This window comes from Pseudomonas sp. IT-P218, assembly GCF_949767605.1.
Lineage (GTDB): Bacteria > Pseudomonadota > Gammaproteobacteria > Pseudomonadales > Pseudomonadaceae > Aquipseudomonas > Aquipseudomonas putida_AE.
Genome location: NZ_CATKQQ010000011.1, coordinates 581,149 through 603,770 on the forward strand (window position 1 = coordinate 581,149; position 22,622 = coordinate 603,770).

The 22,622-nt window shown below is 61.0% G+C and carries 18 protein-coding genes and 2 tRNA genes; 5 read left to right on the forward strand and 15 right to left on the reverse strand.

Features of this window, described 5'->3' with window-relative positions; all coding sequences use genetic code 11:
- Positions 1–135: 135 nt before the first annotated feature.
- The 4 genes from ACM6I6_RS09400 to rimO form a co-directional block, all read right to left on the reverse strand.
- Positions 136–606: a DUF1456 family protein gene (locus tag ACM6I6_RS09400; protein ID WP_103394455.1), complete on the reverse strand. Its 471-nt coding sequence runs from the start codon at positions 604–606 to the stop codon at positions 136–138.
- Positions 607–681: 75 nt separating this feature from the next.
- Complete coding sequence (locus tag ACM6I6_RS09405; RefSeq protein WP_274073317.1) at positions 682–1,392, reverse strand: rRNA pseudouridine synthase; 711 nt, start codon at positions 1,390–1,392, stop codon at positions 682–684.
- Between the two features lie 102 nt (positions 1,393–1,494).
- Entirely contained in the window at positions 1,495–1,968 is a 474-nt protein-coding gene (locus ACM6I6_RS09410) for an acetyltransferase (protein ID WP_274073318.1), read from the reverse strand.
- Between the two features lie 111 nt (positions 1,969–2,079).
- Complete coding sequence (gene rimO / locus ACM6I6_RS09415) at positions 2,080–3,417, reverse strand: 30S ribosomal protein S12 methylthiotransferase RimO (protein WP_414919796.1); 1,338 nt, start codon at positions 3,415–3,417, stop codon at positions 2,080–2,082.
- Positions 3,418–3,709: 292 nt separating this feature from the next.
- Here rimO and ACM6I6_RS09420 point away from each other — a divergent pair, with 292 nt between their 5' ends.
- Positions 3,710–5,611: a potassium transporter Kup gene (locus ACM6I6_RS09420; RefSeq protein WP_274073319.1), complete on the forward strand. Its 1,902-nt coding sequence runs from the start codon at positions 3,710–3,712 to the stop codon at positions 5,609–5,611.
- Between the two features lie 151 nt (positions 5,612–5,762).
- Here ACM6I6_RS09420 and ACM6I6_RS09425 read toward each other — a convergent pair whose 3' ends face one another.
- The 4 genes from ACM6I6_RS09425 to ACM6I6_RS09440 all read right to left on the reverse strand — a co-directional run bounded on the left by ACM6I6_RS09425 (position 5,763) and on the right by ACM6I6_RS09440 (position 10,350).
- Positions 5,763–7,058, reverse strand: a complete 1,296-nt coding sequence (locus ACM6I6_RS09425) for an AcvB/VirJ family lysyl-phosphatidylglycerol hydrolase (RefSeq protein ID WP_414919797.1) — start codon at positions 7,056–7,058, stop codon at positions 5,763–5,765.
- Positions 7,058–9,700 carry a bifunctional lysylphosphatidylglycerol flippase/synthetase MprF gene (mprF, locus tag ACM6I6_RS09430; RefSeq protein ID WP_414919798.1) on the reverse strand — a complete coding sequence of 881 codons (2,643 nt, stop codon included), beginning with the start codon at positions 9,698–9,700 and terminating at the stop codon, positions 7,058–7,060. The genes ACM6I6_RS09425 and mprF overlap by 1 nt, the downstream gene beginning before the upstream one ends.
- Before the next feature lie 277 nt (positions 9,701–9,977).
- Positions 9,978–10,054: transfer RNA gene (locus ACM6I6_RS09435), tRNA-Met, on the reverse strand.
- A gap of 219 nt (positions 10,055–10,273) precedes the next feature.
- Positions 10,274–10,350 (reverse strand) — tRNA-Met (locus ACM6I6_RS09440).
- Positions 10,351–10,647: 297 nt separating this feature from the next.
- Between ACM6I6_RS09440 and dinB the strand changes: the two genes are divergently transcribed.
- Complete coding sequence (dinB, locus tag ACM6I6_RS09445) at positions 10,648–11,709, forward strand: DNA polymerase IV (protein ID WP_414919799.1); 1,062 nt, start codon at positions 10,648–10,650, stop codon at positions 11,707–11,709.
- 91 nt (positions 11,710–11,800) lie between these two features.
- Here the strand turns inward: dinB and ACM6I6_RS09450 are convergent, their stop codons facing one another.
- The 4 genes from ACM6I6_RS09450 to ACM6I6_RS09465 all read right to left on the reverse strand — a co-directional run bounded on the left by ACM6I6_RS09450 (position 11,801) and on the right by ACM6I6_RS09465 (position 16,617).
- Positions 11,801–12,757, reverse strand: coding sequence for a hypothetical protein (locus tag ACM6I6_RS09450; protein ID WP_274073323.1), 957 nt, complete (start codon positions 12,755–12,757; stop codon positions 11,801–11,803).
- Positions 12,758–12,774: 17 nt separating this feature from the next.
- Positions 12,775–14,490, reverse strand: a complete 1,716-nt coding sequence (locus ACM6I6_RS09455; protein ID WP_274073324.1) for a proline--tRNA ligase — start codon at positions 14,488–14,490, stop codon at positions 12,775–12,777.
- A 142-nt stretch (positions 14,491–14,632) separates the two neighbouring features.
- The gene (locus ACM6I6_RS09460; RefSeq protein ID WP_274073325.1) at positions 14,633–16,192 is read right to left on the reverse strand and encodes an AmpG family muropeptide MFS transporter; all 1,560 of its coding nucleotides are present in this window, start codon (positions 16,190–16,192) and stop codon (positions 14,633–14,635) included.
- Positions 16,193–16,236: 44 nt separating this feature from the next.
- Complete coding sequence (locus ACM6I6_RS09465) at positions 16,237–16,617, reverse strand: MGMT family protein (RefSeq protein WP_408601062.1); 381 nt, start codon at positions 16,615–16,617, stop codon at positions 16,237–16,239.
- Between the two features lie 137 nt (positions 16,618–16,754).
- Here ACM6I6_RS09465 and ACM6I6_RS09470 point away from each other — a divergent pair, with 137 nt between their 5' ends.
- Positions 16,755–17,762 carry a DUF481 domain-containing protein gene (locus ACM6I6_RS09470; RefSeq protein ID WP_274073327.1) on the forward strand — a complete coding sequence of 336 codons (1,008 nt, stop codon included), beginning with the start codon at positions 16,755–16,757 and terminating at the stop codon, positions 17,760–17,762.
- A gap of 139 nt (positions 17,763–17,901) precedes the next feature.
- Here the strand turns inward: ACM6I6_RS09470 and ACM6I6_RS09475 are convergent, their stop codons facing one another.
- Positions 17,902–18,111, reverse strand: a complete 210-nt coding sequence (locus tag ACM6I6_RS09475; protein WP_002554837.1) for a cold-shock protein — start codon at positions 18,109–18,111, stop codon at positions 17,902–17,904.
- 353 nt (positions 18,112–18,464) lie between these two features.
- Between ACM6I6_RS09475 and dcd the strand changes: the two genes are divergently transcribed.
- Complete coding sequence (gene dcd / locus ACM6I6_RS09480) at positions 18,465–19,031, forward strand: dCTP deaminase (protein WP_046816561.1); 567 nt, start codon at positions 18,465–18,467, stop codon at positions 19,029–19,031.
- A gap of 107 nt (positions 19,032–19,138) precedes the next feature.
- The gene (locus tag ACM6I6_RS09485; protein ID WP_017336784.1) at positions 19,139–19,348 is read left to right on the forward strand and encodes a hypothetical protein; all 210 of its coding nucleotides are present in this window, start codon (positions 19,139–19,141) and stop codon (positions 19,346–19,348) included.
- Between the two features lie 111 nt (positions 19,349–19,459).
- Here ACM6I6_RS09485 and pdeM read toward each other — a convergent pair whose 3' ends face one another.
- Entirely contained in the window at positions 19,460–20,125 is a 666-nt protein-coding gene (gene pdeM, locus ACM6I6_RS09490; RefSeq protein ID WP_414919800.1) for a ligase-associated DNA damage response endonuclease PdeM, read from the reverse strand.
- Positions 20,125–22,611 (reverse strand): ligase-associated DNA damage response DEXH box helicase, encoded by a 2,487-nt coding sequence (locus ACM6I6_RS09495; RefSeq protein ID WP_414919801.1) that lies wholly within the window; start codon positions 22,609–22,611, stop codon positions 20,125–20,127. The genes pdeM and ACM6I6_RS09495 overlap by 1 nt, the downstream gene beginning before the upstream one ends.
- Between the last annotated feature and the right edge of the window lie 11 nt (positions 22,612–22,622).

Genomic DNA, 22,622 nt, shown 5'->3' on the forward strand with positions numbered 1-22,622 from the left:
AATGAGGGGTCATACGGCGTCGGCCCTTGTAGGAGCTGGCTTGCCAGCGAAGAGGCCCGAGAGCCTTGCGGCGATCAATCAGCCGCTTTCGCTGGCAAGCCAGCTCCTACAAGGTGTTGCAATCAGCCTTGGGGGTTATTGCGGGCGCACGCGCAGGGTCAGGCCCTTGAGGAAGTTGCGCAGCAACTGGTCGCCGCACGGGCGGTAGTTGGTGTGGCCGAACTTGCGGAACAGCGCGCTCAGCTCAGGCTTGGACACAGGGAACTCGGCGGCCTTGAGGATCGCGTGCATGTCGTCTTCTTTCAGTTCGAAGGCCACGCGCAGCTTTTTCAGGATGATGTTGTTGGTCACCGGCACTTCGATGGGCTGCGGTGGACGGCTTTCGTCCTTGCCGCGCTTGAAGATCACCAGGCCGTCGAGGAAATGCGCCATGACTTCGTCCGGGCAACGTACGAAGCCTTCCTCGTCTTCCTCTTTCTTGTCGAGGTAGGTCAGCAGGTCGGCCAGGGTCACGTCCATGCCGCCGAGCTTGATGATCTCGATGACTTTCTTGTCGCTGATGTCGAGCATGTAGCGCACGCTGCGCAGTACGTCGTTATGAATCATGGTGTGCAATCCTGATATTCAGCAGTGGGCGCCGCACAAGCCGCGGCGCCAAAATGTGTGGCGGCGTGAGAGGCCTTAGAACTTCTCTTTGCCGGACAGGTAGCGCCATTGCCCCAGGGGCACCTTGCCGATGGACACGCCGCCGATGCGGATGCGGCGGATGCCCACGACCTTCAGGCCGACGGCCTGGCAGAACAGGGCGATCACGCCCGGTTGCGGGTTCTTCATGGCGAAGCGCAGGCGGTTTTCGTTCTGCCAGCTGGCCTTGACCGGCGGCAGTTCCTTGCCCTTGTAGGTCAGGCCGTGGTTCAGGCGGTTGAGGCCGTGTGCAACCATCTCGCCTTCAACCTCCACCACATATTCCTGCTCGATCTTGCTGGAGTCGGCGGTGAGCTTGCGCAGGATCTTCCAGTCCTGGGTGAACACCAGCAAACCGCTGGCATTGGCCTGCAGGTCGGTGCTGGCGGTCAGGCGCTGGAAGTGGCCCTTGAGCGGGCGCTTGCCGTAGCGATGCTCTTCGCTCAGGGTTTCGGCGCTGATGGTCGCCATGGCGCTGTCCGCGTCCATGCCCGCGGGCACGTTGAGCAGGATGGTCACCGGCTCCGGCGCGGTGGCCTTGGCGTCCTTGTCGAGCTCGACTTTCTGGGTGCCGACCTTGAACTGCGGCTCGTCGACGACTTCGCCGTCGACGGTGACCCAGCCGCCCTCGATGAACAGCTCAGCCTCCCGACGGGAACAGCCGACGAGTTCGATGAGGCGTTTGGAGAGTCGAATCGGGTCAGTCATGACAGGGCCGTAACAAAAAAGGGGTGGGCATTGTACCTGCGTGGCGCCGGTTAATCGCGATTCCATTTGTACCATGCGTTTTTTTGTAGGAGCTGTGTTGTGTCAGCCGTTGCGCGTCAGCTGTTGAGCCTGCCGCAAACGCATATGCAACAACGGATAAGGCTGCCCCATGCCATCGACCTCCGAACGACCGATGACCTCGAAGCCCTGCTTGAAGTAAAACCCCAGGGCTTGCGGGTTCTGTTCGTTGACGTCCAGTTGATCGGCGTTGAGGTTTTCCAGGGCATAACGCAGTAACCGTTTGCCCAGACCCTGGCCGCGATGCGCCGGGTCGATGAAAAGCATCTCGATCTTGCCCGCCGCGACTCCGGCGAATCCGGTAATTCGTTGCTGCGAGTCCTTGGTGCAGATCAGCATCACCGCGTCGAGGTAGCGGGTCAGCACCAGGTTCTTCAACAGTTCGATATAGCTGTCCGGCAGAAAGTCGTGGGTGGCGCGGACCGAGGCCTCCCAGACCCTGGTCAATTCTTCGTAGTCGCTTTGTTTCGGTGTGTGAATGACCGAATGTTGGCGCATGCCAGCCTGCCCCTTGGGTTGTTGGAGATGAGAATCCGTTCCTCACCAAACGATAGCCGTAAAAAAGCCCCGCATCTCTCAAGAGAGCAGGGCTTTCCGTATTTTTTGCGTTTAGATCTGTTCAGCCCACAGGTCGTATTCGTCGGCATCGGTCACTTTGCACCAGACCTTGTCGCCTGGCTTCAGGTTGCTGCCGTTGTCGATGAACACGTTGCCGTCGATTTCCGGGGCATCGAAGAAGCAGCGGCCGACCGCGCCTTGCTCGTCGACTTCATCAACCAGCACTTCGATTTCACGGCCGATACGCATTTGCAGGCGCGCCGAGCTGATGGCCTGCTGGTGCGCCATGAAGCGCTCCCAACGGTCCTGCTTGACGTCGTCGGGGACCACTTCGAGATCCAGGTCATTGGCTGGTGCACCTTCGACCGGCGAGTACTGGAAGCAGCCGACGCGGTCGAGCTGGGCTTCGGTCAGCCAGTTCAGCAGGTACTGGAAGTCTTCTTCGGTCTCGCCGGGGAAGCCGACGATGAAGGTCGAACGGATGATCAGGTCCGGGCAGATTTCGCGCCAGTTCTTGATCCGCGCCAAGGTCTTGTCTTCGAACGCCGGGCGTTTCATCGACTTGAGCACTTTCGGGCTGGCGTGCTGGAACGGGATGTCCAGGTACGGCAGGATCTTGCCGGCCGCCATCAACGGGATCAGCTCGTCGACGTGCGGGTACGGGTAGACGTAGTGCAGGCGCACCCAGACACCGAGGGAGCTGAGGGCTTCGCAGAGTTCGGTCATGCGGGTTTTCACCGGCGCGCCGTTCCAGAAGCCGGTGCGGTACTTCACGTCGACGCCGTAGGCGCTGGTGTCCTGGGAGATGACCAGCAGTTCCTTGACGCCGGATTTGACCAGGCGCTGGGCCTCGTCGAGCACGTCACCGACCGGACGGCTGACCAGCTTGCCACGCATCGACGGGATGATGCAGAAGCTGCAGCTGTGGTTGCAGCCTTCGGAAATCTTCAGGTAGGCGTAGTGGCGCGGGGTCAGCTTGATGCCTTGCGGCGGCACCAGGTCGATCAGCGGGTTGTGATCCTGACGCGGCGGCACGACTTCGTGCACGGCGTTGACCACCTGCTCGTACTGCTGCGGGCCGGTCACGGCCAGCACGCTCGGGTGCACGTTGCGGATGTTGCCTTCTTCGACGCCCATGCAGCCGGTCACGATGACCTTGCCGTTTTCCTTGATGGCTTCGCCGATCACTTCCAGGGACTCGGCCTTGGCCGAATCGATGAAGCCGCAGGTGTTGACCACCACGACATCGGCGTCCTGATAGGTTGACACCACGTCATAGCCTTCCATGCGCAGCTGGGTGAGGATGCGCTCGGAGTCGACCAGTGCTTTCGGGCAACCCAGTGATACGAAGCCAACCTTTGGATTGGCCGGCGCAGGAGTGGTGGACATGTCTAACCTCGGTGTTTTGTGACGCCGCTTGCCGGGTTGGGCAAAACCGACGGACGGGCGCTTGAACTGCGCCTCTGATCAAAAAGTGCGCAATTCTAGCGATGAGACGTTCACTTGACCAGCTTTATGCAGGGAAATACGACGAGTGCTGCGCTATGCTTCGCGCCGTTGGGCTTTACCGATTTTTTACAGTCAACAAAACGTCTGTAACAGCAAGTAAAACAGCGCATGCTGCATGACAAAGCATAGTGCTTCTTCACAGAAGCCCGGGTCTGGGTAGTAGGAGTGGTGGATGGGTCAGGCAAGTAGTCAGGCTGAGGGTGCCGGTCATACGGCGGCCAAGCCTATTGGCATGCTGGTCGCGGCGGTCGGGGTGGTTTATGGCGATATCGGCACGAGCCCGCTGTACACCCTCAAGGAAGTCTTTTCCGGGGGCTATGGCGTACCGGTCAACCATGACGGCGTGCTGGGGATTCTGGCGCTGATCTTCTGGTCGCTGATCTGGGTCGTGTCGATCAAGTACATGATGTTTGTCCTGCGCGCCGACAACCAGGGTGAAGGCGGGATCATGGCCTTGACCGCGCTGGCCCGGCGGGCGGCAGCAGGGCACGCGAAATTGCGCACGATCCTGGTGGTCTGCGGACTGATCGGTGCGGCGCTGTTCTATGGCGACAGCATGATCACCCCGGCGATTTCTGTACTGTCGGCCATTGAAGGCCTGGGGCTGGCATTCGACGGCATCGACCACTGGGTGGTGCCGCTGTCGTTGATCGTGCTGGTGGCGTTGTTCCTGATCCAGCGCCACGGCACCGCGCGCATCGGCATCCTGTTCGGGCCGATCATGGTCACCTGGTTTGTGGTGCTGGGGGCATTGGGTGTCCATGGGATCATCCAGCACCCGGAAGTGTTGCAGGCGATGAACCCGGCGTGGGGCGTGCGCTTCTTCGTCGTGCACCCGGGCATGGGCGTGGCGATCCTTGGCGCGGTCGTGCTGGCGCTGACCGGTGCCGAAGCGCTGTATGCCGACATGGGCCACTTCGGCCGCAAGCCGATTGCCCGCGCCTGGTTCATCCTGGTGCTGCCGGCGCTGGTGCTCAATTACTTCGGCCAGGGGGCGCTACTGCTGGGCGATCCGGAAGCCGCGCGCAACCCGTTCTATCTGCTGGCGCCGAGCTGGGCATTGATTCCGCTGGTCGGTCTGTCGACCCTGGCCACGGTGATCGCTTCCCAGGCGGTGATTTCCGGAGCGTTCTCTCTGACCCGTCAGGCGATCCAGCTCGGCTACATTCCGCGCATGCACATCCAGCACACCTCCAGCGCCGAACAGGGCCAGATCTACATCGGTGCGGTGAACTGGGCGTTGATGGTTGGCGTGGTGCTATTGGTGTTGGGTTTCGAATCCTCCGGTGCCCTGGCCTCGGCCTATGGCGTAGCGGTGACCGGGACCATGCTGATGACCAGTATCCTGGTGTCGGCGGTGATACTGCTGCTGTGGAAGTGGCCGCCGGTGCTGGCGGTGCCGATCCTGCTGGGTTTCCTGCTGGTGGACGGGGTGTACTTCGCCGCCAATGTGCCGAAAATCGTCCAGGGCGGGGCATTCCCGGTCATCGCCGGTATCGCGCTGTTCGTGCTGATGACTACCTGGAAACGCGGCAAGCAATTGCTGGTGGAGCGTATCGACGAGGGTGGCTTGCCGCTGGAGATTTTCATCAGCAGCATCGCCGTGCAACCACCGCATCGCGTGCAGGGCACGGCCGTGTTCCTCACCGCGCGACCGGACGCTGTGCCCCACGCGCTGTTGCACAACCTGTTGCATAACCAGGTACTGCACGAGCAGGTGGTGTTGCTGACCGTTGTCTACGAGGATATTCCACGCGTGCCGGCGAGCCGGCGCTTCGAGGTCGAATCCTACGGCGAAGGCTTCTTCCGGGTGATCCTGCATTTCGGTTTCACCGACGAGCCTGACGTGCCGAAGGCGCTGAAACTCTGTCATCTCGATGAACTGGATTTCAGCCCGATGCGCACCACGTACTTCCTCAGCCGCGAGACGGTCATCGCCTCCAAGCTCGAAGGCATGGCCCGCTGGCGCGAGGGGTTGTTCGCGTTCATGTTGCAGAACGCCAACGGCAATTTGCGCTTCTTCAATCTGCCGTTGAACCGGGTGATTGAGTTGGGGACGCAGGTGGAGATGTAAGATCAAAAGATCGCAGCCTGCGGCAGCTCCTACAGGTGTACACATTCCCCTGTAGGAGCTGCCGCAGGCTGCGATCTTTTGGGGACATCACGCATCCATAAAAAAGCCCCCGCAACCAAAAGGCTGCGGGGGCTTTTTTGTGCGGCTCAGATCATTCCTGAGCTTCTGTTTCCTGCGCTTGGCGCTTCTGGATCACATCCACCAACCGCTGTGCCAGGGCCGGGTAGTTTTCGTCGAAGTGGTGGCCGCCGGGCAATTTGATGACTTCGCCCACGGCGGTCTTGTCGGTACAGCCGCTTTCATCCACTTCTTCTTCACCGTAGATGCACACCACTTTCGCGGCGGGCAGCTTGGCCATTTCCGGGCCGGTGGCGGCTTCTTTGCCGGCGTTGCCGAGCCAGCCTTCGACTTCGATCTCGAAGCTGCCGGTGCGGGCGAAGGCCAGCAGGATAATGGCGTCGACGCGCTGCTGCTCGGACTCTGCCAGGCGGTTGTAGATCGCTGGCAGCACATCGGCGCCGAACGAGTAGCCGGTCAGGATGAAGCGCTTGGTGCCCCATTTCTGCCGGTAGTGCTGCATCAGCTCGGCGAGGTCCAGGGCGCTTTGCTCGGGGCTCTTGTGCTGCCAGTAGTAGCGCAGGGTGTCGATGCCGACCACGGGGTAGCCGATCTTGGCCATTTCGCCTGCCACGTCGCGGTCGAGGTCGCGCCAGCCGCCATCACCCGACAGGAACAGGGTCACGGTGTCCTTGGCCTGGCCGGCGGGCACTTCTACCACTGGAATCTGCAAGCCGCCCGCGTCCTTGTCGCCACCGACCAGCAGTTTGCGCAGTTCGTTGTTCAGCACTTGCGGCAGGTTGATGTCGTAGTCGCTGATGCTGGTTTCGGCGTTGGGCTGGTCGCGCACGAAACCGGCGCTGGTGTCGTCCGGGTTGTCGTTCCACGCCACTAGCCAATGGCCATGGGCGGCGCTTTTCGGCAGCAGGTGGGTGCAGCCGGGTTTTTCCAGGGCCAGGTCCACCGACACGGCCTGGGCCTTGTCGTTCTTCTGCTCGGACAACCAGCGCCAGGCCAGCACCGCGCCCGGGCCGATGCCGCTGACCAGCGTGGCCGGGCCTTTCAGTTCCCGCAGGCCCGACTGCAAGGCACGGCTTTGCAGCAGGCAGTCCTTGGGCAGGATCACCTGGACAATCTCTGCCGAACCGCTGCGGCTCAGGGTCAGCAATTGCTTGTCGCTGAGTTTCTGTTCTTCATTGACCGCCACCAACACCTGAGCCTTTGCCGTGGTGCCAGGGATAACCCGGGTCATCGCGGCGCCGTCGTTCGGGGTCAATTGCTCAAGGGTCGGTTCCGGTGCCGGGCGTTTGAGGTACCAGTAGCCACCACCGAGAATCAGGGCAACCACTACCAGGGTGCCCAGTACATAGCGCAGGGAGCGTTGAATCATCAGCGTTTCACCAATCCAGTCAAGCCGCCCGCGATCAGGGCGGCAGTGTCGGCCAAGGCAACCAGCGGATCGAGTCCGGCGGGCACGGCCATATAACGGGGTTCCCAGTCAGGCTGGAACTTGTCTTTGAAGCGGCGCAAGCCTTGGAAGTTGTAGAGCTGCTCACCACGGCGGAATACCATCGAGCCCAGTCGCTGGGTCAGCGGTGCACCACGCCGGGGTTGCAACCCCGACAACGGCACCATGCCCAGGCTGAAGCGCGCGTATCCGTGACTCTTATAATGTTGGATCAGGCCGACCATCATGAACTCCATGGTCAGCTTGGGGGCGTCCGGGTGTGCGCGCATCAGGTCGAGGCTGGCCAGGTCATGACCGTAGGTCTCGAGCAGGTTGGCGAACGCCACCGGGCGTCCTTCGAAACGGATCACTGCAATGCGAAAGTGCTTGAGGTAATCGTCGCTGAAGCGGCCGAGAGAGAAGCCTTTCTCGCGCACGTTCTTGCCGGTCAGCCAGGCATCGGAAATCACCTTGAGCTCTTCCATTGGCGCCTGGCCCGGTTCATGGATCTCCAGCGACAGGCCGTCGCGGGTGCCACGGTTCCAGGTGTAGCGCAGGTCCTTCATCTCCTTGCCCTTGGCCTCGAGGTCAAAGCGCACGAGATCGACCCTGGCCTCTTCGCCAAGCTTGATCGCGGTCAGGCCGATGTCCATGTAGTACGGCAGGTTCTCCGCGCGCACTTGATAGAACACGGGGCGGGCGTGATGGATGTCGCACAGGTCGCGGAACTGCCAGATCATTTCCGCCCGTTGCTGCCCCGGACCGATCGGGTCATATAGTGCGACAAGGCTGCGGCCGCGGCGGGCGTACATCAGGAACGCCTCGTCGTTGGGGTGGAACAGCAGCGCCTTGTCGCCGGTCAGGGCCAGGCCGCCATCCGGCTGGGCGGAGGCCATGAGGATCTTGCTCGCGCGCGCAAGCTCATCGGGTGTCGGCAGGTGGATCACCGGGCGAGCGGTGCGCAGCAACCAGGTCAGGGACACCACCACCAGCAGGACCGCCGCGCCGAGCAGCGAGCGCAAGCCACGGGGGGCATCGGCATCCAGGGTGAACTGCCACCAGAGTTGGTGGCTGTACGGAACGTCCTGATAGGCGAACAGCAGCAGCCACATCGAGGCGCCGAGCACGCACACGCTGGCCACCAGGTAAAGGGGCGAGAACGGCAGTTCGGTCAGGCGGCTGGGGCGATAGAACGAGCGGCGGAAAACCCCCAGCAGGCTCGCCGTCAGCACCATCAGAGTGGCTTCCTCCCAGTCGAACCCTTTGAGCAGGGAGAGCAGGGCGCCGACCAGCAGCAGAATGGTGGTCAACATCCACGCCGCCGACAGGCGACGACGCAGGCCCTGGGCCAGCAACAGGCACAACACGCCGATCAGGCTGGCGCCAAAGTGCGAAGCGTCGACCAGGCGGTGCGGGATCAGAAAGCCGATGTGTTCAAGGCGCGTGTCGATTTCCGGAGTCGCGCCGGAGAACAGCAAGACCACGCCGGACAGGAAGACCAGCACCGCCAGGATAGGCGCGGCCAGGCCGGAAGCGGCGCGCAGGGTCTGGCGAGTCTGGAACAGACGCTGGCCTTCGCTGATCAGCAGGAACAGGCAGGCCACCAGCATCGGCAGCACCACATAGATCAGGCGATAGAGCAGCAGGGCGGCAGCCAGTGGTGCGGCGCCGAGTGTGTCGGAGAAGGCCGCGAGCAAGATGGCTTCGAACACGCCGACCCCGCCCGGCACATGGCTGAGCACGCCAGCGGCCAGGGCCAGCAGGTAAACCAGGAGAAACGCGCCGAACGGCGGCGCCTCCGGCAACAACAGATAGAGCACGGTGGCGGCGGCGGCCACGTCCAGTGCGGTAATGATCAGCTGGAGGAAGGTCAGGCGGCGCCCGGGCAGGCGCAAGGTGCGGCGGCCGATCCTGACCAGCAGGTTGTCGGAGTAGGGTTGTTCCGGCAGGCGACGGCGGTAGATGCCGATGGCCAGTACCGTGAACAGCAGCAACACAGCCGTCGCCAGGGTGCCCAGCAAGACTTGCGAAAGCCCCAGGGCGGCGGAAGCGTCGGGCAGGTCGCTGAGTGTTGCCAGCGCGGCGAGCGGGGGCAGGGCGCAGCCGAGCGAGAGGCTGGCGAACAGTGTCATGCGCGCGACTTCGGTCGCCCCAAGGCCATGGCGCGCATACAGGCGATAGCGAACCGAGCCGCCGGACAGCATCGAAAGACCAATGGCATTGCCGATGGCAAAAGCGGTGAAACCGCCCAGTGCCAGGGTTCGCGGGGCCAGGCTCACGCCGGCGTAGCGGCTGGCGGACCATTCGTAACCCAGCAAGATGATGAAACCGACGACGGTAGCGCCCAGCGCGCCCAGCAGTGCCGGTTGCGGAACCTCGAGGATCGAGTCGTGCAACGCGTTCAGGTCGAGTTCGCTCAACAGGTGACGACAGGCAATCAGCGCGATGGTGAACAACAACAGGGTGACCGCCAGGCCGATGGGTTGGCGATATTTGCTGATTCGATCAAGCAAGCGCAGGCGTTGCGCCTTGATCGGTTGTGTCGCTGTGACGGTGTCTTGTGGATCAGACGAGTTGGCGCGCATCAATCACCTCTTGGATTGTGCGCGACAGGATGGGGGTATCCAGCCAAGTTACCAATCCCTGTAGAAAAAAATAATCACAAATATTAACGCCTGGCACCGAGTCCCGGTAACGGTTCGTCGACAGTCGTAGAGGGCTCAGCCTGGGATTGAGCATAGTCGGAACTCAGTGAATCGGTGACCCGGAGGGCTCACTGAAGAGTGACAGGTCATTGTTGCGAAAGGACTTTTTCAACAGATACAAAAAAGGCCACTCTTTCGAGTAGCCTTTTTTGATGTTTGGTTGCGGGAGCCGGATTTGAACCGACGACCTTCGGGTTATGAGCCCGACGAGCTACCAGACTGCTCCATCCCGCGTCTGTGTGGCGGCATTCTATAGAGAATCGCCGGGGTGTCAACCGTTAATACCCAATTGGGTCAAATAAGTGTGAGAAAGGGCAAAACAGGGGAGGAGGTGACTTAAGTTTCGGAATCTGAACGATTTTTGATAATAGCGTGCTGCGAGTTGTGGCATGCCGATGACAAAACTGACGCGCACAAAAAAGGCCACTCTTTCGAGTAGCCTTTTTTGATGTTTGGTTGCGGGAGCCGGATTTGAACCGACGACCTTCGGGTTATGAGCCCGACGAGCTACCAGACTGCTCCATCCCGCGTCTGTGTTGGCCATTCTATAGAAATACGCGGGTGTGTCAACCTGCTATTTTGATAAAACCTGTTCCTGTTCAATCGCTTAGCTGTAAATTGCCGCACTCTGGAGGCCTGAGAGGCAGGCATGGCAAGGGCTGCGGCTCTATTGGAGTGAACTTCTCGATTGAGAAAATAAATTTCTGGCCGGTTCCAACGAATGAAAAAGATCCGTCCGGGTACTGGTGCTATATACAGTTGTCAGTGAGATACTGTTTTTCCTACACCGCGTGACGCTATTTCTACTTCATGAACACCGCGTTGAAATGACCCAGCGAAAGATCATCCACGTCGATTGTGACTGTTTCTACGCCGCCATCGAGATGCGGGACGACCCGCGCCTGGCTGGAAAACCCCTGGCGGTAGGCGGGTCGGCGGACCGGCGCGGGGTGATTGCCACCTGCAACTATGAAGCGCGGGCCTATGGCGTGCGGTCGGCCATGTCCTCCGGGCATGCCTTGAAGCTGTGCCCGGACCTGACGATCGTGAAGCCGCGCATGGAAGCTTATAGAGAAGCGTCCAGGGAAATTCACACGATCTTTCGCGATTACACCGAGATCATCGAGCCGCTTTCCCTGGATGAGGCCTACCTCGATGTGTCGGACAGCGCGCATTTTGGCGGCAGTGCGACGCGCATTGCCCAGGACATTCGCCGGCGCGTCTCCAATCAGTTGCACATCACCGTCTCTGCCGGGGTGGCGCCCAACAAGTTCCTGGCCAAGATCGCCAGCGACTGGAAAAAGCCCAACGGCTTGTTTGTCATCACCCCGGATCAGGTCGAGGCGTTTGTCAGCGGCTTGCCGGTGAGTAAGTTGTACGGGGTGGGTAAAGTCACCGCCGACAGGCTGGGCAAGCTCGGCATCGTCGACTGCTCGCAACTGCGCGAGTGGAACAAGTTGGCGCTGGTGCGCGAATTCGGCAGTTTTGGCGAGCGACTCTGGAGCCTGGCCCGTGGGATCGATGATCGCCTGGTGCATAACGACAGTCGCCGCCAGTCCATCAGTGTCGAAAACACCTACGACGTCGACTTGCCGGACCTGCGCAGCTGCCTGGACAAACTGCCGGAACTGCTGGAAACCCTCGCATCGCGCATGGCGCGAATCGACAGCAGCTATCGGCCGGGCAAACCCTTCGTCAAAGTGAAGTTCCATGATTTCACCCAGACCACGCTGGAGCAGGCCGGGGCAGGGCGGGATCTGGGCAGTTATCAGTTGTTGCTGACCCAGGCGTTCAACCGTGGAGGTAAACCGGTGCGGTTGTTGGGGGTGGGGGTGAGGCTGGAGGATCTGCGGGGTGGGTTCGAGCAAATGGAGTTGTTTGAGCGTTAAAAATCAAAAGATCGCAGCCTGCGGCAGCTCCTACAGGGGAATGTGACCCCCTGTAGGAGCTGCCGAAGGCTGCGATCTTTTAACAGGCGCCTCAGTTCGGTCGCGGATCCGCCGCCACCAGTCGCCCGGCATCCTTGGTCAGGGACTTGAGGAATTCGGTCTGCAACTCCGGATCGTTGCGGGTCAGCTCGATCAGGCTTTGTTCCAGCTCGGTGGCTTCTTCTTCCAGGCCCAGCTCCGACAGGCGCTTGACCCGGTGCACCCACTGGCTCACTTCGTCGTCTTCAAGGTCGTCGTAAATCAACCCGTGGGCTTCGAGCAACTTGCCGCGCAAGGTGCTGCTGACGGCCAGCGACGAATCGCTGTGCACATCGTCCTTGGCGTCCTGGACGTTGATCTGCAGCTTGCTCAGGTGGTTGAGGTCATGTTCGGCGAACGGGCTGTCCAACAGGTTCAGGCGCAATACGCCATTCTTGTCGGTGCTCATCTCGAAGGTTTCCTTGCCGGCCTTGACTTCGACCGGACGCTCGCTCCAGGGCAGGCTCGAATACTCCGTGCGCTTGTCGAGCTGGACTTCGTCGATGCCGGCCAGGTTCTGCTGGGCGCGTCCGTGGGACTGCACGTTCATGAACGGGTTGAGCCCGGCGAAGCCGTAGCTGAACCAGTCCCGGGTCATGCTGTCTGGCAGATTGCCCAGGGCGAACACGTTGGCCACATTGGCGCCGACACCGGCCACCACCGCGACCGCGCCCAGCGGGATCTCATAGACCTCCCGCCAGGGTTGGTACGGGGTGTAGCGATCGTAATGACGGGTGACCTCGAACTCGGTGACTTCAAAAGTCTTCTGCTCGTGGATTTTCACCCGGCGTTGCGGCAGCTCAAGCACCTTGGGCTCGCCAACATCGATCTGCAGGCTGTGATCGAGCAGTTTGCGCTCGACACGTTCCTCGTGCTCGCTGCGTTGTGACATGTGATTGGCACAGCCGCTGACCAGCAGGGCGCCGCACAGGGCGGCACCACCGAGGCCTAAGGTGTTTCGCTTGAACATGACGTCTCTATCTGGTTTCAGCGGCGGATACGGGCCTGAAGGAAAGGCAGCACGTCGGCGACCGGCAGCGCTTGCGGCTCGGCCTCGGTACGGCTCTTGTACTCCAGGTTGCCTTCGGCAAGACCGCGGTCGCTGACCACGATCCGGTGAGGAATGCCGATCAGCTCCATGTCCGCAAACTTGATGCCCGGGCTGGTTTTCTTGTCGCGGTCGTCCAGCAGCACTTCGAAGCCGGCGGCAGTCAGTTCTGCATACAGCTTGTCGGTGGCTTCGCGAACCAGTTCGGTTTCGTAGCGCAGTGGCACCAGGGCGACCTGGAAGGGCGCCAGGGTGTCGCTCCAGATGATGCCCTTGTCGTCGTTGTTCTGCTCGATGGCAGCCGCGACCACGCGGGACACGCCGATGCCGTAGCAACCCATTTCCAGGGTGACCGGCTTGCCGTTTTCGCCCAGCACTTCGCACTTCATCGCCTTGCTGTACTTGTTGCCCAGCTGGAAGATGTGCCCGACTTCGATGCCGCGCTTGATTTCCAGGGTGCCCTTGCCATCCGGGCTTGGGTCGCCGCTGACCACGTTACGCAGGTCGGCCACGGTCGGTACTGGCAGGTCGCGTTCCCAGTTCACGCCGAAGTAGTGCTTGTCGTCGATGTTGGCACCGATGCCGAAATCGCTCATCAGCTCGACGGAGCGGTCGATGATGATTGGCAGCGGCAGGTTCAACGGGCCCAGGGAACCGGCGCCGGCGCCAATGGCGTCACGCAGTTCGGCATCGCTGGCCATGACCAGCGGGCTGGCCACGCCTGGCTGGTTCGCCGCCTTGATTTCGTTAAGTTCGTGATCGCCACGGATGATCAGGGCAATCAGCTTGCCTTCTTCCTCGGCATGCACGATCAGGGTCTTGATGGTCTTCTCAATCGGCAGATTGAATTTTTCCACCAGCGCGGCAATGGTCTTGGTGTCGGGCGTGTCGACCAGGCGCAGTTCTTCGGTCGCAGCGGCGCGCGAGGATTCGCGTGGCACGGCTTCGGCCTTCTCGATGTTCGCCGCGTAGTCGGAACCGTTGCTGAAGACGATATCGTCTTCGCCGGACTCGGCCAGCACGTGGAACTCGTGGGAACCGGCGCCGCCGATGGAGCCGTTGTCGGCTTCCACAGGGCGGAACTTCAGGCCCAGGCGGGTGAACACGTTGCAGTACGCCTGGTGCATGCGGTCGTACGTAACCTGCAGCGAAGGCTGGTCAGCGTGGAACGAATAGGCGTCCTTCATGATGAACTCGCGGCCGCGCATCAAACCGAAGCGTGGACGGATCTCATCACGGAATTTGGTCTGGATCTGATACAGGTTGATCGGCAGCTGCTTGTAGCTGCTCAACTCGTTGCGCATCAGGTCGGTGATGACTTCTTCATGGGTCGGGCCTGCGCAGAAATCGCGACCGTGGCGATCCTTGAAGCGCAGCAATTCAGGGCCGTACTCTTCCCAGCGCCCGGATTCCTGCCACAGCTCAGCCGGTTGAGTGCTCGGCATCAACACTTCGAGCGAGCCGGCGGCGTTCATTTCTTCGCGAACGACGGCTTCGACCTTGCGCATCACTCGCAAGCCCATCGGCAGCCAGGTGTACAGGCCCGAGGCGAGTTTGCGGATCATGCCGGCGCGCAGCATCAGCTGATGGCTGATCACGACCGCGTCGGAAGGCGTTTCTTTCTGTGTGGCAAGCAAAAATTGACTGGTGCGCATGGTTGGCCGTTATCGATTGCTGATGACGAGAAATGACGGAGCATTGTACGGGCGAGTTCCGCTGGCGTACAGGCGTGCGGTCGGTGCGGTGGCAGCAGGACGGAATTGACTCCGTCCTCTGTAGGAATTCTGCGGGTGTTTCCTAGGATTCTTCAACGACCTGGGTCGGAACCGGTTCAGGCGTTGGTGTCGGACCGGCGCGACGGTTCTCCTGGAACCAGTGCAGGGCGATCAGCAGCAGCGTCGGAACGCCCAACAGGGCGGTGATCAGGAAGAAATTGTGATAGCCAAACTTCTCTACCATGACCCCCGAATAACCACCGATCAGGCGCGGCAACAAGAGCATGATCGAACTGAGCAGGGCGTACTGGGTGGCGGAGAACTTGAGGTTGGTCAGGCTCGACAGGTAGGCGACGAACGCCGAGGTCGCCAGGCCCGAGCTGAAGTTGTCCAGGGAAATGGTCAGGATCAGCATGTTCAGGTCGGCGCCCATGTCGGCGAGCATCAGGAACAATATATTGGTGCCCGCCGACGCGACACCGCCGATGAACAGGATCGGCAGGATGCCAAAGCGCACGATCAGCAGGCCGCCCATGCCGGCGCCCACCAGGGTCATGATCAGGCCGAAGATCTTGCTGACGCTGGCGATCTGGTCCTTGGTGAAACCCATGTCGATGTAGAACACGTTGGCCATCACGCCCATCACCGTATCGGACATCCGATAGGTGGCGATCAGCCCCAGCAGCAGCAGCGCTTGCCAGCGATAACGCAGGATGAAGTCGTTGACCGGCGTCAGCACCGGCGCCAGGCCCCGGCGGCCCATGGCCGACAGGCACAGGGCGGTGAGCGTGGTGTAGAGGATGGCGCGCAGGAACGCGCGGTCTTCGAGCAGCAGGTCGAGCAGGCTCACGCCTTCGAACAGCACGCTGGCAAAGTCGGTGTTGTACAGCTGGGTAAACATGGCTGGCACGGACACCAGCAGCACGATCAGGACGAACACCGAGGCCAGTTGATGGACGAAGCTGTAGCGCCCGGCTTGCAGTTGCGTACGCAGCGGTACGGCAGGTTCGCGCATGAACAACGAGGTGAGCAGTGCCGGGACCATCAAGGCGCCGAACAGCAGGTAAGTGCCGGCCCAGGCCGAATGCTTGTAGTTGAAGCCGGTGGAGCCGAAGCCTTCGGCGAAGAACAGCGCGCCGGCCGTGGCCAGCAGCGCCGCGATGCGATAACCGGACATGTAGCTGGCGGCGAGCGCCGCCTGGCGACTGTCGTCGGCGATTTCCAGGCGGTAGGCATCCACTGCAATGTCTTGCGTGGCCGAGGCGAAGGCGACGACCACCGCGATGGCGATCAGCCAGGACAAATGCTTTTGCGGGTCACAGAAGCCCATCCCGACCAGGCCGAGAATCACCAGCCCTTGCGACAACACCAGCCAGGAACGGCGTCGGCCGAGTTTGCCGAGCAACGGCAGGCGCCATTGGTCGAGCAGGGGCGACCAGACCCATTTGAAGGCATACGCCAGGCCGATCAGGCTCGCGTAGCCGATGGTTTCGCGCGCCACACCGGCTTCACGCAACCAGACCGAAAGCGTCGAGAACACCAGCATGTAGGGCAAGCCGGCGGCGAAACCCAGCAATAACAGTACAAGCGTCGAAGGGCTGGCATAGGCAGCAAGCGCGGCGCGCCAGGTTTTACGGGGCATGGGCTGGAGTCTGCCTCAAGAAATACGGAAACAAAGCGCGCACTCTAACCGCTGTGCTCTACCGGGCGCCACCCATGACGCTGAATATCAACACGATTGTTCTGGATACTGATGCCCTCCATGCGCAATCGTGCGCGCTGTTCGTCCCCGGAGGGACTGCCTGCGGGCAGGCTCAGGCGCCCGCCGGCACCGAGTACGCGGTGCCAGGGTAATTTGCTGTCGCCGGGCAGTTGGCTCAGTGTCCTGCCGACCCAGCGAGCGGCGCGTCCCAGTCCCGCCAGTTCGGCGAGTTGACCATAACTCACGACCTTGCCTTCGGGTACTGACGCGAGCGTCAGGTAGAGCGCCGTGCGTCGGATTTGCGCGGGACTGTCGGGTTGTTCTGTCGGCTCGATCACGTTCGCAGTTCCTGAAGTCGTTCGCAGTACCGTCTGTAGGGTAAATGCTGGATCGCCAATTGAGAAATGAACTCAATAGAAATAGTTGGGTCAGTCCTTGCTAGGGTCTTATTCCTGCGGATAATGCCGACTTTTTTTCGCGAACCTGAGCCTTTTATTTGCTTATGTTGTCCAGAACCTTGCTATGCCTCGCTGTCGTCACTGCCTCCACTCCCTTGCTCGCGGATACCGTCTGGTTGAAGAACGGTGACAAGCTGAGCGGCAAGATCATCCTGTTCGATGGCGGCAAGTTGCTGGTCCAGACCGAATATGCCGGTGCGGTGCCGATCGACTGGAAGCAGGTCAAGACCCTGGAAAGTGATCAGCAACTGCTGGTCAAGCAGGACGCCTACACCGGCGAGAAGGCCAAGTCGCTGCACGCGGCGGATGACGGCAAGGTGACCTTGGAAAACGGTGATGGGCCCAAGACGGTAGAGCTGGCGAGTGTCCAGCAAATCCTCAAGCCCAAGCCGGTGGTCGAGGATCTGGTGTGGAAAGGCAATATCGATGCGGCCCTCGATTACCAGCGTGCCGAGAAAGATACCGATGATTACGACATCGACTTCAAGACCACTGCGCGTCATGGCCGCTGGCGGCACATCGCAGAAGGCGAGTACAACCGCGAGTATCAGGATGACGTGACCACCACGGACAATTGGCGGGGAGAGTACTCCCTCGACCGTTTCCTGACGGACAAATGGTTCTGGCAAGGTCGCCTGGTGTACAAGCGTGACAAGGTCGAAGACCTTTCCCGCCAGCGCACCGTCGGTACCGGTCCTGGTTATCAGTTCTGGGATGACGAGCTGGGCGCATTCTCCCTGGGCTCGCTGGTCAATCGCACGGATTACCAGTTCAGCGATGGCAGCAAGGAGAACTTCTATTCTGTCGCGATGAAGTGGGACTACAACCGCTACCTGATTGGCAAGAAAGTGGAGTTCTTCACCAATGGCGAGGTGGGCAAGCCGCTGTCGGGCGTGGCCGAGTATGCGCTGGATGCCGAGATGGGGCTGCGTTACAAGGTGACGGATTGGGCGTCACTGAACCTCAAGGCCGAGCGAGACATCATCGACGGGACTGATGATGCTGACCTGGACAAGACCCGGTACACGGCAGGGTTTGGCGTGACCTGGTAAGACGCAAAAAGATCGCAGTCTGCGGCAGCTCCATGTAGGAGCTGCTGAAGGCTGCGATCTTTTTTTGCCTGTGAAAAACCTGCAGGCACAAAAAAGCCCCGCTGTTGAGGGCGGGGCTTTTTACTAAAGCAAGTACAAGTTAGATAACTTGAACTTCTTCAGCTTGCATGCCTTTCTGACCGCGGGTAGCGATGAAAGAAACCTGTTGGCCTTCTTTCAGGCTTTTGAAGCCGTCGGATTGGATAGCTTTGAAGTGAACGAACAGGTCGTCACCGGATTGTGGAGTGATGAAGCCGAAGCCTTTTTCATCGTTGAACCACTTAACGGTACCGGTTTGGCGATTAGACATGGTGTAACTCCTTGAACAAAGATAACTGCGACTCAGGAAAAACCCTGGCCGAGACTGAGTGCAAAGAGCAGGAAAAATTCTTGTAGATGGTTGGATCGAAATTCAACATATCGTGTAGAGATTCTCAGTGACACAAGCAGCACAGTGACGCCACCTTAACCCTTTTTCCGGAACGTGCCAATGCTTCTTGCGAAGGTTTCTCTGTTTTAAGGATCGACGGTGTGTCGGTTCGTCGCCAACGCAGGTAATTCCTGGATGTCCGGCGAGAATTGCAGCGCGCACTTTGAACCCGGCGGCGCGCCCGGTAAGATGCCGGACAGATTTTTTCCACCTCGCTATTCAGGACACCCGCCATGAGCATCAAATCGGACAAGTGGATTCGCCGCATGGCGCAGGAACACGGCATGATCGACCCTTTCGTCGAGCGCCAGGTGCGTGGCAGCGACGATAGCCGTGTGATCTCCTACGGCGTGTCCAGCTACGGCTACGATGTGCGTTGCACCAACCACTTCAAGGTGTTCACCAACATCAATTCGGCGATCGTCGACCCGAAAAACTTCGATGCGGGCAGCTTCGTCGACATCCACAGCGACGTGTGCATCATTCCACCGAACTCCTTCGCCCTGGCCAGCACCGTCGAATACTTCCGCATCCCGCGTAACGTATTGACCATCTGCCTGGGTAAAAGCACCTACGCCCGCTGCGGCATCATCGTCAACGTGACGCCGCTCGAGCCTGAGTGGGAAGGCCACGTGACCCTGGAATTCTCCAACACCACCAACCTGCCGGCGAAAATCTACGCCAACGAAGGCGTGGCGCAAATGCTGTTCCTTGAGTCGGACGAAGAGTGCGAAGTGTCTTACAAGGACCGTGGCGGCAAGTACCAGGGCCAGCGTGGCGTCACCCTGCCGCGCACCTGAGTCAGCCGTCTGACGAACCGTGGGAATTCCTGGGCGAGCGTACACTCTATGGAGTGTACTGTTCCGATCTGCGCAAGGCGGGTCGGGCCATCGCCCAGGAGTGCTATATGAAGATCGACCCCCGTATCAGTGCCGAACTGGCAAGGCTTGAGCCCAATCAGGTTGGCGTTTTGGCCTGGTCCTTGTTGGCACATCCGCCAATCAGCATGGCCGGTGGCATCCCCGGCCAGCCTGATCCCGATACCCCCAACGAACAACCGACCGAACCCGGTGAGCCGACGCTGCCCGACGAGCCGCCTCCTGCGCCGGTCGCCTGAGATATTCTCCTGTACCTGTGGGAGCGGGCTTGCTCGCGAAGGTCGTTAACGATGACGCGGGCTTCCTGACAATACGCGGTGCCCTTACGTCCATCGCGAGCAAGCTCGCTCCTACAAGGGCAAGGACACTGGCCATACTTCGTTGTCGCCGATGACAAAAATTCTGCAGTCGTCACCCCTTTCAACCTGATAGCCACCGGTGAACGCGCCGAAGGCCGGTAGCAGGCTGATTTCCTCGCCAAGCCTGAAACAGGCCAGCCGCAGGGTCTGCCGACCCCGACCGTGGAGCCGATAGACCGGATGCACGTGACCGGCAAGCACATGCCGATGCGGATGCGGCTCGGGTTCGTGCTGCAAGGCGAATGGCCCCAGCAACAACGGCTCAGGCACCACGCGAATGTTCAACGAGGCCGGCGGATCCCCGGCGCGCTTGTCGTGGTTGCCGCGAATCAGCGTGATGGCCAGCTCGGCGTTGCGTGCTCTCCAGTCAGCCAAGGCTTTCAGCGTGGCGCTCGCATGGGAGCCCGGACCGTGAAGAAAGTCCCCGAGGAAAATCAGCTGGCGGCAGGGCAGGGTGGCCAGTAGTCCATCGAGCACGGCGATATTGCGGCGGGTGGTGCCTTGGGGCACCGGTTGGCCAAGGCTGCGGTAAGCGGCGGCCTTGCCGAAATGCACGTCGGCGATCAACAGGGCTTGTTGCGCGGGCCAGTAGAGGGCTTTTTCCGGCAGCAGCCAGAGCTCCTCGCCGGCCAGTTGCACAGGGTAGGGCGTACTCATCAGGCTTTCCCTGTACTGGCGGTTTTCTCGAGGTCGCTGACCATGCGCCGGATGCGGTCGGCGAGTTTTTCTGAACTCATGCTCTCGCGCATGCGTTCCACCAGCAGTGGAAACCCAAGTGGCGTAGGACGTTTGACGTGATGCAGGTCGAGACTGAGTGAACTGATGTGCGTCAACGTCTGTTCCAGGCGATGAATATCCAGTTCCTCCCGTAGGACTTCTTCGCCGGCCTGGGCCAATAGCAGATTGCCTGCGTCGTACTGTTTGAACACTTCGAAGAACAACCCGCTCGAGGCTTGAACTTGCCGTGTGCTTTTCGGTGCGCCGGGGTAACCGGCGAACACCAGCCCGGCGATCCGGGCGATTTCTCGAAAGCGCCGCAAGGCCAGCTCTCCGGCATTCAGGCTGGCGACTACGTCCGCCAGCAAATGCTCTGGGCTCAACAACCCCGGGTTCAGTGCTTGTACCCAATCCACAGGGGTGGCGCTGAGCAGTTCCAGCCCATAGTCATTGACCGCGATGGAAAACGTCAGAGCCTGCTGCTGGCTGACTCGCCACGCCAGCAAACTCGCCAGGCCCAGGTGCACTTGGCGGCCGGCGAAGGGATACAGGAAAAGGTGCCAGCCCTCACGGGACTTCAGCGCTTCGGCCAGCAACGATTGCGACGTCGGCAAGCCAGACCAGCGTTGCTGCACCTCCAGCAGTGGACGCAATGCCTGCATTTCCGGGCCGCTGAACTCGCCGCGCGCCGCCGCACTGAACCGCTCCACCACCGCTTGCGCCAGTTCATTGGAAAGGGGCATGCGCCCGCCATTCCAGCGCGGTACCGCGGCTTTTTTCACGGTACTGCGCTTGACATAGGCGGTCATGTTTTCCACGCGCACCAACTCCAGCAGGCGACCGGCAAACAGAAAACCGTCACCCGGCTTGAGCCGCGCGATGAAGCCTTCTTCGACACTGCCCAGTTGCTTGCCACCGCCGCCCTTGCTCCAGAACTTCAACTGAATGCTCGCATCGCTGACGATGGTGCCGATGCTCATGCGGTGGCGCCGGGCCAGTCGCGCATCGGGTACACGCCAGATGCCCTGATCATCCGGTTCAACCCGGCGGTAATCCGGGTAGGCTGTCAGGGAAAACCCGCCATGGCGTACGAAAGCCAGGGCCCAGGTCCAGTCCGCCACGCTGAGATCGCGATAAGCCCAGGCTGTGCGGACCTCATCAAACAACTCATCGGGCACAAACCCACCGCCCAGGGCCATGCTGACCAGGTGCTGGACCAGCACATCCAGGGGTTTATGGGGGGAGCTTCGCGGTTCGATCCGGCGCTGCGCTACTGCATCCTGTGCCGCCGCGGCTTCGATCAGCTCCAGGCTGTGGGTCGGCACCAGGGTCACCCGTGAAATTCGCCCCGGCGCATGCCCGGAACGCCCCGCACGCTGCATCAGCCGCGCCACGCCTTTGGCCGAGCCAATTTGCAGCACCCGTTCCACCGGCAGGAAATCCACTCCCAGATCCAGGCTGGAGGTGCAGACCACCGCCTTGAGTTGACCTTCCTTGAGGGCGCGTTCCACCCAGTCGCGGGTTTCCCGGGACAACGAACTGTGATGCAGTGCGATCAGCCCGGCCCAGTCCGGCCGGGCTTCAAGCAAGGCCTGGTACCAGATTTCCGATTGCGCTCGCGTATTGGTGAAGACCAGGCTGCTGGCGCTGGCATCCAGTTGCGCGGCGACCTGCGGCAACATTTTCAGGCCGATATGTCCGGCCCATGGAAAGCGTTCGATCCCGGGCGGCAGCAGCGTGTCCACCTGCAGTTTCTTGGGCGTGCGGCCTTGAACGCTGATGCCGCCGCCCTGTGGGATCAATACCTGTTCGGCGTGGGACTGATTACCCAAGGTCGCGGATACGCCCCACACGATCAATTGCGGATGCCAGCGGCGCAGCCGGGCGAGGGCCAGTTGCAGTTGCACGCCGCGTTTGTTGCCAAGCAATTCGTGCCATTCGTCGACCACCACCATGCGCAAGGTCGAGAGCGCTGTTTGGGCGTCGGCTCGGGCGAGCATCAAGGTCAGGCTTTCCGGGGTGGTAATCAGCGCGGTTGGCAGGCGTCGGCTCTGGCGCGCCCGTTCGCTGCTGCTGGTATCGCCCGTGCGCAGGCCGACACTCCAGGGAATCTGCGAATCCTGCAGGGGTGCCTCCAGTGCGCGGGCCGTGTCGGCGGCCAAGGCGCGCATGGGGGTTATCCACAATACGGTCAGGGGAGCGGCCACAGGTTTGCGTTTGCGAGGTGTTTCAAGCGCAGGCGAAGAGTGGGCGAAGCGATTGAGCGCGCCAAACCAGACCGCGTAGGTTTTGCCGGCGCCGGTGCTGGCGTGCAACAAACCGGACTGTCCTTGTTTTACTGCGGCCCATACCTGTTTCTGAAAGTCGAACGGCTTCCAGTCGCGCGCGGCAAACCAGCGTTTTGCGAAGTCGGTGGTGGTTCCCATGCCGGCGGTGT

Bases quoted from the DNA above. Each gene is read 5' to 3' on its own strand.
- ACM6I6_RS09400 (WP_103394455.1), bottom strand. From the start codon at position 606: ATGATTCATAACGACGTACTGCGCAGCGTGCGCTACATGCTCGACATC.
- ACM6I6_RS09475 (WP_002554837.1), bottom strand. From the start codon at position 18,111: ATGTCTAATCGCCAAACCGGTACCGTTAAGTGGTTCAACGATGAAAAA.
- mprF (WP_414919798.1), bottom strand. From the start codon at position 9,700: ATGCGCGCCAACTCGTCTGATCCACAAGACACCGTCACAGCGACACAA.
- ACM6I6_RS09450 (WP_274073323.1), bottom strand. From the start codon at position 12,757: ATGTTCAAGCGAAACACCTTAGGCCTCGGTGGTGCCGCCCTGTGCGGC.
- dinB (WP_414919799.1), top strand. From the start codon at position 10,648: ATGACCCAGCGAAAGATCATCCACGTCGATTGTGACTGTTTCTACGCC.
- ACM6I6_RS09455 (WP_274073324.1), bottom strand. From the start codon at position 14,490: ATGCGCACCAGTCAATTTTTGCTTGCCACACAGAAAGAAACGCCTTCC.
- ACM6I6_RS09495 (WP_414919801.1), bottom strand. From the start codon at position 22,611: ATGGGAACCACCACCGACTTCGCAAAACGCTGGTTTGCCGCGCGCGAC.
- ACM6I6_RS09410 (WP_274073318.1), bottom strand. From the start codon at position 1,968: ATGCGCCAACATTCGGTCATTCACACACCGAAACAAAGCGACTACGAA.
- pdeM (WP_414919800.1), bottom strand. From the start codon at position 20,125: ATGAGTACGCCCTACCCTGTGCAACTGGCCGGCGAGGAGCTCTGGCTG.
- ACM6I6_RS09405 (WP_274073317.1), bottom strand. From the start codon at position 1,392: ATGACTGACCCGATTCGACTCTCCAAACGCCTCATCGAACTCGTCGGC.
- dcd (WP_046816561.1), top strand. From the start codon at position 18,465: ATGAGCATCAAATCGGACAAGTGGATTCGCCGCATGGCGCAGGAACAC.
- rimO (WP_414919796.1), bottom strand. From the start codon at position 3,417: ATGTCCACCACTCCTGCGCCGGCCAATCCAAAGGTTGGCTTCGTATCA.
- ACM6I6_RS09485 (WP_017336784.1), top strand. From the start codon at position 19,139: ATGAAGATCGACCCCCGTATCAGTGCCGAACTGGCAAGGCTTGAGCCC.
- ACM6I6_RS09420 (WP_274073319.1), top strand. From the start codon at position 3,710: ATGGGTCAGGCAAGTAGTCAGGCTGAGGGTGCCGGTCATACGGCGGCC.
- ACM6I6_RS09460 (WP_274073325.1), bottom strand. From the start codon at position 16,192: ATGCCCCGTAAAACCTGGCGCGCCGCGCTTGCTGCCTATGCCAGCCCT.
- ACM6I6_RS09470 (WP_274073327.1), top strand. From the start codon at position 16,755: ATGTTGTCCAGAACCTTGCTATGCCTCGCTGTCGTCACTGCCTCCACT.
- ACM6I6_RS09425 (WP_414919797.1), bottom strand. From the start codon at position 7,058: ATGATTCAACGCTCCCTGCGCTATGTACTGGGCACCCTGGTAGTGGTT.